The sequence below is a fragment of the Phenylobacterium sp. genome, from assembly GCF_016124325.1.
Classification (GTDB): domain Bacteria; phylum Pseudomonadota; class Alphaproteobacteria; order Caulobacterales; family Caulobacteraceae; genus Phenylobacterium.
Genome location: NZ_WGNY01000056.1, coordinates 20,909 through 29,092 on the forward strand (window position 1 = coordinate 20,909; position 8,184 = coordinate 29,092).

Sequence of the window (8,184 nt, forward strand, 5' to 3'; positions counted from 1 at the left end):
TCCCCGCGCTTTGACAGTTTGGTCCGCAACTCAACAATGCCCAGGGGAGGGCGGCCAAGGTGGACCGCTACGACTACATCATCATCGGCGCCGGCTCGGCCGGGTGCGTGCTGGCCAACCGTCTCAGCGAGGACGGCAAGACCAAGGTCCTGCTGCTGGAGGCCGGCGGCAAGGACAAGTCGCTGATGGTCACCATGCCCGCCGGCGTCGGCGGGCTGATCGGCAAGCAGGGCCCCTTCAACTGGGGCTTCTGGACCGAGGCCGAACCCAACCTCGACAACCGCAAGCTCTGGTGGCCGCGCGGCAAGGGCTGGGGCGGCTCGTCGTCGATCAACGGCATGATCTACATCCGCGGCCACGCGCGCGATTACGACCAGTGGCGGCAGATGGGCCTGGGCGGCTGGGGCTACGCCGACGTGCTGCCCTACTTCAAGCGCGCGGAGAGCCTGGAGGGCGGTGGCGACCAGTGGCACGGCGGCGAGGGGCCGCTGCACGTCTCCAAGGCCCATTCGCCGAACCCGATCTACCGCGCCGCCATCGAGGCCGGCGCCCAGGCGGGCTTCCCGGTCACCAAGGACTTCAACGGCTACCAGCAGGAGGGTTGGGGCCCGTACCAGCTGACCATCCACAAGGGCGAACGGTGGAGCGCGGCGCGGGCCTATCTCTACCCGGCGCTGGAGCGGCCCAACCTCACCTGCCTGACCGGCGCGCGGACCACCAAGATCCTGGTGGAGAACGGCAAGGCCGTGGGCGTCGAGATCGTCCAGGAGAAGGAAGGCGCCAGGACCGTCTACGCCGACGCCGAGGTGATCCTCTCGGCCGGGGCGGTGCAGTCGCCGCAGATCCTGCAGCTCTCGGGGATCGGGGCCGGCGACGAGCTGGCCAAGCACGGGATCAAGACGGTCCACGAACTGAAGGGCGTGGGCGCCAACCTTCAGGACCACCTCGACGTCTGCATGTCGTGGGAGTGCCCCGAGCCGATCACGATCTATTCGCTGCGCAAGGGCTTCAAGACCCTGACCATCGGCCTGGAGTACCTGTTCAGCCGCAAGGGCCTGGGCGCGCAGAACATGCTGGAATCGGGCGCCTTCCTGCGCTCGCGGCCCGATCTCGACCGGCCCGACCTGCAGGTCCACACCGTGCTGGCCATCATGCAGGACCACGGCAAGGTGCAGGTGCAGCGGGACGGCTTCACCTTCCACGTCTGCCAGCTGCGGCCGGAGAGCCGGGGCCGGGTGGGGCTGCGCAGCGCCGATCCCCTGGCCGACCCGGCGATCTTCGCCAACTACCTCTCGGCCGAGGAGGACCGCCGCGCGCTGCGCCAGGGCGTGAGGATGATGCGCGAGGTGGCCGCCCAGGCCGCGCTCAGGCCCTATGTCAAAGGCGAGTACGCCCCCGGCATGGACGTGCAGAGCGACGCCGACATCGACGCCTGGATCCGCCGCTCGGCCGAGACGATCTACCACCCGGTCGGCACCTGCCGGATGGGCGCCGACGGCGATCCCATGGCGGTGGTCGACGGTCAGTGCCGCGTGCAGGGCCTCTCGGGCCTGCGGGTCATCGACGCCTCGGTGATGCCCACGCTGGTGGGCGGCAACACCAACGCGCCCACGATCATGATCGCCGAGAAGGTGTCGGACGCGATCCGGGGCAAGGCGGCCCTGCCGGCCGACGACGCCCCCGTCTACGAGGCCGATCGCGCCGCGGCCTGATCGGCCGCGACGACGGCGGTCGGCTCCACGGTCAGCTTGAACGCCGCGTCGGGCTTCAGCCAGGCGCGGGCGGCGCGCATGACGTCGGCGGCCGTGACCTTCTGGGTGCCGGGGATGATCTCACGGATCACGTCGAGGCGGCGCGGATCGGCCTGGGCGTCCGAGAGCTGGTCGAGCCAGTAGCTGTTGGTGAGCCGCGCCTTCTCCAGGCCGTCGATTCGAGGCCGCTTGGCGCGGGTGAGTTCGTCCGCGGTGACCTCGTGCTCGCGCAGGTCGGCGGCGATCTTCTGGGCGTCGGCGAAGAAGTCGGCGAGCTTGTCCGGCGGCGCTTCGACGGTTGCGGCGATATAGCCCCAGCCCTTCCACACCAGACTGTGCTGCGAGGTCACCTGCGGGGAATAGGTGACGCCCTGGCCCTCGCGCAGGTCCTCGATCAGGCGCAGTTCCATGATTTCGCGCAGCACCGCGACGTCGCGGGCCTTCTGCGGGTCCTCCCAGTAGTCGGTGGTCCGCCAGCCGATGTAGCCGATCGCCTGGTCGGCGCGGCCCTTGTGGGTCAGGACCAGCGGCTGGGCGTTGGCCTGGGGATAGCTCACGGTCGCCTCGGCGGTCTCGACCGGGCCGGGCGCGGGCCGCGGGGGCAGGGCGCCGAAGGTGGCGGCGGTCTCGGCGATGGCCTGGTCCACCGTGATGTCGCCGACGATCACCACCTCGACCGGCCCGTCGCGTAGCTGCGGCGTCACCCCGGCCTGCACGTCGGAGAGGCTGGCGTCGGCGATGTCGGCGGCGGCGGGGAAGGTCCAGCGGCGGTCGCCATCGTGGATGATGCCGGCCAGGTCGCGCGCCAGGACCCCGCCGTCGGTCGAATCATATTGGTCGCGGAACGTCTTGACCGCCGCCTTGAGCCGCAGGAACGCGGCGTCGCGCCAGGCGGGCTCGGTGAGATAGGCGGCGAGCACCTGAAGCTGGGTGGGCAGGTCGCCCGTGCGGGTGGCCCCGGTGAGCGCGAAACTGTCGTCCGTGAGGCTGAAGCGGGCGCCGTAGACCTTGGACGCCAGGACGCGCTCCATATCCTCCACGCCGATCTTCCGCAGGCCGCCCTCGATCAGGGCGTTGGTGGCCCAGTAGGGGCTCTGGCGGTCGGCCGGCAGGCCCAGCATGCCGTCGCCGATGTTCACCCGCACCAGCACCTCGTCGTCCTGGAAGGCCGTCGGCTTCACGGTCAGTCGCACGCCGTTCGCGAAGCGGACGAAGGTGGTCCCCAGGTCCTTGATCTCGCGCCGTTCGGCCACCTTGCCCGGCGCGCCGAAGCTGGCGTAGGGCCAGGCCACCTGGCTGGGCTGGACGGGTGGGGTGACGGCTACCTGAAGCGAGGTGTTCAGGGCCGCCAGCACGGTCGCCTCGCCGCCCTCGATGGGCTTGGGCGAGGTCATGAAGACCAGCGGGCCCTGGCCCTGGAAGACGTGCTTCAGGGCCGCGTTGACCGTCTCGGCGGTCAGGCCCTTCACGGCGGCCTCGAACTCGGCGAGGTCGTCGTCGGGCGAGGTCACGACGGTGTCGTCGGGCAGCGACTGCAGGATCTCGCCGGCCAGTTCCGCCGGCCGGCGGGTGGCCGCGCCGGCGGCTTCGGCCTTGAGGCCCGCGCGCACCTCCTCGATCTCGCGGTCGAGTTCGTCCTGGCGCACGCCGTACTGGACGAGGCGGCGCTGCTCGCGCTCGGCCGCCTGCATGGCTTGGCGCCAATGGCCGGGCTCGGCGTTGACCGAGATGGTGGCGACTTCCGCGGCGTCGTCCTGATCGCCCTTGAAGGCGCCGGCGGAGAGGAACGGCGGATCGGAGGCGCGCGCGATCGCCGAGTAGCGGCGGTTCAGCACCGACAGGCCCAGGGTCTCGATCATGTCCTGGCGACGCTTGGCGCGGGTGTCGGGCGCGAGGTCGGGCGGGCCGACCCAGGCGATCTGCAGCGACTGGTTCACGCCGGGGTCGACGAACAGCCGGGCCTGCGCGCCGCGGGGGGCGACGGGGCCCTGCGGCGGGTCGGGCAGGGCGGGCGCCGCGTCGGTCCAGCCGCCGAAGCCGGCGCGGATCTTCGCCTCCATGGCGTCGACGTCGAAGTCGCCCACGGCGACCAGCACGGCGCGTTCGGGCCGGTACCAGTGATGGTAGAAGTCGGCGATGCGGCTGGCCGGGGCCGTCTTCAGCACCTCGACCTGGCCGATCGGCAGCCGTTGCGGCAGGCGCTGGCCCTTGAGCAGGAACTTCAGCCGTTCGACCACCGCGCGGTAGCCGGGGGTGTCGCGCAGCCGTTCCTCCGACAGGACCACCCCGCGCTCGCGGTCGACGGCGTCGGGGGCGATGGTGAGGTCGAAGGCGGTCTCGCGGAGCACCTTGAGCGCGGTGTCCAGCGTTTCGTCGTCGGTGCGCGGCAGGTCGAGCTTGTAGACGGTCTGGGAGAAGCCTGTGGAGGCGTTGGTGTCGGCGCCGAACGCCAGGCCCAGGCGCTCGAGGATCTTCACCATCTCGCCTTCCTTGATCTCCTTCGAGCCGTTGAAGGCCATGTGCTCGAGGAAGTGGGCGAGGCCCTGCTGGGAATCGGTCTCCATCATCGAGCCGGCGCCGATCCACAGGCGCAGCGCCGCCTGGCCGGCGGGGACCTGCTGGCGGCGGATGGCGTAGCGCATGCCGTTGGGCAGGGCGCCGAATCGGATGGCGGGATCGGCGCGCAGATCCGATTCCGACTGCGGCCAGGCCCCTGGCGCGAGCTTCGCCGCCGCGGGCGCGGGCGACGCGGCGGCGGCTGGCGGCGCGATAGCGAGCGCGAGCGCTGCGACGAGGGCGGCGCCTGCGCCGGGAAGTCGGATCATCAGCCTGGCCTGGGGGATCTGCATGAAGGGCGCGCACAATCCGCGAGGCGGATGGCCGGGGCAAGGCGCGAAAGTGGCCATGCTCGCGCGACCGTGCGACACGGCCTAAATGGGGCCTATGAACATCTCCCGCTTCGAAGCGCCCGCGCCGTGGGGCCGCCGCTCCCCCGGCCCGGGGGAGCCCGGCTATCGCCCGCCACACGAACCCGCCGTCAACGCGCCGTGGCCGGTGGTGGCGCTGACGGTCAGCATCGTCGCCGCCTATTTCGTCCAGAGCCGGTTCCCGCTGGAGAAGGCGGCCGAGGCCTTCGCCTTCTCGCCGGCCCTGATGCTGCACGGCCATCCCGAGCGGCTGGTCACCTCGCTGTTCGTGCACGGCAACTGGGCGCACGCCCTGATGAACGCGGCCTTCATCCTGGCGTTCGGGGCGCCGGTGGCCCGGTTCTTCGGGCAGCGCCCGGTGGGCGTCATCGGCTTCTTCGCCTTCTACCTGGCCTGCGGAATCCTCGCCGGCCTGGGGTTCGCCGCGCTGCACTGGGGACAGGAAGCCGCCCTGGTGGGCGCCTCGGGCGCGGCCTCGGGCCTGATGGGCGCGGCCGCGCGGCTGATCGGCGGGCAGGGGCGGCCGGGGCCGATGTTCTCGCGGGCGGTGGTGACCATGGGGGCGGCCTGGCTGCTGGTGAACGTGATCATGGCCTTCGCCGGCGGGACGCTGATTCCCGGGGCGGGCGGCGCCCAGATCGGCTGGGAGGCGCACCTGGCGGGCTTCGCCGCAGGGGTGCTGCTGATCGGCCCGTTCGGCTGGCTGGCCGCGCGCCGCTAAACCCTTGAAGCTAGGCTGTAATCACGCGCGCGTGACGTGCGCGCGGATTGTCATGCCGGCGATTTTGCGCAACGGTGTTCTCCCATAGACGAGAACAGGGGGCCCCATGCTGGTCTCACAGATTCTCCGCACGAAGGGCGATACGGTCTTCACGATCACGCCCGGGGAGGTCGTCGGCGCCGTCGCCGAACTGCTCCATTCCAGGAAGGTCGGCGCGCTGGTCGTGCTGGACGCCGAGCAGGTCGTCGGCATCGTTTCCGAGCGGGACATCGTCCGCGCGGTGGCGAGGGAAGGCCCCGAGGCGCTCAAGCGGCCCGTATCCGACTTCATGACCGCCAACGTGCTCTTCGCCGAGCCCGGAGAGACGATCGATTCGCTGCTGACCCGGATGACCGACCGGCGCATCCGCCACCTGCCGGTGTGCAAGTCGAACCGGCTGGTGGGCATCGTCTCGATCGGCGACCTGGTGAAGTGGAAGATCTCGGAGGTCGAGGCCGAGGCCGACGGCCTCAAGGCCTATATCGCGGCCAGCTAGGGCGCGATCCGCAGGCGCGGAGGCCGGCCTTGCGGCCGGATCGCGCGCGGACGTTCGATTTGGAGCTACCCTCCCTGACCGGAGGGCCGAAAGCCGGCGGTGCGTCGGCTGAAAGGGCGGGGACGGGACGCGAAGCCCATCCCCGCCCGGTTTCGTCGCGCCGTAGATGTTCCGATTTTGTTCTTGGCGTCGGCTTCGCTTTGGAGCATGGTCGAAGCTCGATCTTTCAGGCGGAGGCCGGAATGGCGGGGCGAGATTCGGAGGCGGCGAATCGTGGCGGGGCGCTCGCGTCACCCGTCGGCGAGGCCGCTCGGGATCGGATCGCGGAGAACGCCAGATTGTTGGGCGATCTTGCCGGAAAGGCCTGGAATGCGCCCAACACCATCCTGGGCCTCGCCTATGGGACGCTGGGTCATCTGGCCGGCCAGGTGAATCGTTTCCGCCCGGGGCGGCCGGTTCCAAGAATCCGAGTAGGCCACAATGCCGTGGAGTTCCTGAACAATCCGGCGGGCGGGATCGGCGCGATCACCATCGGCAATACGATAACCTACAGCGATGACCCCTATGAGCGGGGCGATGAGCGCTACATGGCGCACGAGCGCGCGCACACGATCCAGGGTCAGCAGTTGGGTCCGTTGTATCTGCCGTCGAATGCTGCGGGGCTCTTGCTGTCGGCGCTGCGCCGCGAGCGAGACCCCGACGGCGGCATCACGGGACACGGACCTTCGAACTGGAACGAGCGCGGGCCCCAGATGGACCCGCCTCGGCCGTGGCCGCCGAGGCGCGGTCGATGACGGCGTTCGCGAGGGCGCGGGAGACCTGCGCCGTGTTGGCGGTCGGGGGCGCGCTTGCATTGTCGGCCTGCGATGAGCTGCCGAACGCGCGCATCCTGAACAACATGGGAGCGCCAGTGACCGTGGTCGAGCGTGCGGCTGGCGAGGGGGCGCAGAGGATTGAGTTGGCGCCGGGCGAGATGACGCAGCGCGTCGTGGCCTACGGCAATGGCTGGGCGTTCGACGTGTTGTCGGGCGGTTGTAGGTATCGCTACGAGTTCCCGAAGATGGGGGTCAATTATCCGTGGCGCACGGCCGACGATGCGGAGCCGGACTACAGTCGGGGCTATCCCGTACGCCTGCAGCTCGAGCCGGATCATCGCGTGTATCTGATGCCGTCGGGAGCCAGGATCGCTCAAACCAGGGCGCAGCTCGATCCTATCCAGGACCAGGGCTTTCCGCTGAAGCCGCTGTCGAGAACCTGCGACTAGCCTAGAGGGCGTTCCCCAGCGGTTCGGAGCCGGCGGCGTCGGCGGCGTCGGCCAGGGTGTAGCCTTCCAGCACCTCGGCGGTGGCGTCGCGGGCCCGCGCCAGGGCCTCGCGCAGGACGCACGTCGCGAGATCCTGGCAATCCGGGCACTTGCGGAAGCCCAGCCGCGGCGAGACGCAGGGGGCGAGCGCCAGCGGGCCCTCGATGACGCGGATGATCTCGGCGAAGGCGATCTCGGCGGCGGGGCGGGCCAGGACATAGCCGCCGTACTTGCCGCGCCGGCTGACCACGATCTGGTTGCGGGCCAGCTCCAGCAGAATCGCTTCGAGGAACTTGCGCGGCGCGTCGGCCCGCTGCGCCAGCTCGCCGGCGCTCACCTGCGCGCCGTCCGCGCGGGCGAGCTCGACCAGGGCCCGCAGCCCGTACCTGGCCTTCTGCGACAGCATTCGGCGCGCCTCCCGCCGTAAGTTGTGACGGGCGCATGACGGAGGCGCAAGGCGACGCCCGCCTCGCGCGAGGCGGCAGCCCGGGATTCCCGGCCCAGGGGCGAGGGCGCTCCGTGCGCCCGCGACATTCCGACGGTTTATGAGATTTTCGGTGACAGCCGGTTGACGCGCTATCCGGCGCCAACTAGATAGCCGCCTCCGCTCGGGGCGGACACAAACCGAAGCGAAAACGAACGCCACAAGGCGCTTGCTTTTCGGTTCAAGATGAGTATGTTCCCGAGCCTCAATCGAATCGTCACGGACTTTGAGGGCAACCCCTCGGCGGCCCGCGGCGGTTTTTGCGGCCAAATTCCGGTGAAACGGAGCTCCGCAAAAAAGTCTGAAAAGACCGATTGACACGAAAGAGGCCGGTCAATAGATAGCCGCCTCCGCCGCCCGCCGGCGCTAAACAGCGGGGTCCGGAGCGATCCGGTCGGGTCTTTGACATCGTTGATTTGGAAAGAGAAACGCAGGCGGCGGCGTCCTGGCGATAGAGCTAACC

The 8,184-nt window shown here is 70.1% G+C and carries 7 protein-coding genes; 5 read left to right on the forward strand and 2 right to left on the reverse strand.

The window, feature by feature from the left end:
- The first annotated feature begins 59 nt into the window (after nt 1–59).
- Nucleotides 60–1,712 carry a choline dehydrogenase gene (locus GC203_RS23565; RefSeq protein WP_293459408.1) on the forward strand — a complete coding sequence of 551 codons (1,653 nt, stop codon included), beginning with the start codon at nt 60–62 and terminating at the stop codon, nt 1,710–1,712.
- Here the strand turns inward: GC203_RS23565 and GC203_RS23570 are convergent.
- On the reverse strand, nt 1,685–4,576 hold the full coding sequence (locus GC203_RS23570) for a M16 family metallopeptidase (protein WP_293459409.1): 2,892 nt from the start codon (nt 4,574–4,576) through the stop codon (nt 1,685–1,687). The genes GC203_RS23565 and GC203_RS23570 overlap by 28 nt on opposite strands.
- Before the next feature lie 118 nt (nt 4,577–4,694).
- Here GC203_RS23570 and GC203_RS23575 point away from each other — a divergent pair, with 118 nt between their 5' ends.
- The 4 genes from GC203_RS23575 (at nt 4,695) to GC203_RS23590 (ending at nt 7,198) form a co-directional block, all read left to right on the forward strand.
- Nucleotides 4,695–5,399 (forward strand): rhomboid family intramembrane serine protease, encoded by a 705-nt coding sequence (locus GC203_RS23575; RefSeq protein ID WP_293459411.1) that lies wholly within the window; start codon nt 4,695–4,697, stop codon nt 5,397–5,399.
- 106 nt (nt 5,400–5,505) lie between these two features.
- A complete protein-coding gene (locus GC203_RS23580; RefSeq protein ID WP_293459413.1) occupies nt 5,506–5,934 on the forward strand; it encodes a CBS domain-containing protein in 429 nt (142 codons plus the stop codon).
- 29 nt (nt 5,935–5,963) lie between these two features.
- On the forward strand, nt 5,964–6,728 hold the full coding sequence (locus GC203_RS23585) for a hypothetical protein (protein WP_293459414.1): 765 nt from the start codon (nt 5,964–5,966) through the stop codon (nt 6,726–6,728).
- Nucleotides 6,725–7,198, forward strand: coding sequence for a hypothetical protein (locus tag GC203_RS23590; RefSeq protein ID WP_293459416.1), 474 nt, complete (start codon nt 6,725–6,727; stop codon nt 7,196–7,198). Before GC203_RS23585 ends, GC203_RS23590 begins: the two co-directional genes overlap by 4 nt.
- Nucleotide 7,199: 1 nt before the next feature.
- Here the strand turns inward: GC203_RS23590 and GC203_RS23595 are convergent, their stop codons facing one another.
- On the reverse strand, nt 7,200–7,643 hold the full coding sequence (locus tag GC203_RS23595; RefSeq protein WP_293459418.1) for an Rrf2 family transcriptional regulator: 444 nt from the start codon (nt 7,641–7,643) through the stop codon (nt 7,200–7,202).
- Nucleotides 7,644–8,184: the final 541 nt, after the last annotated feature.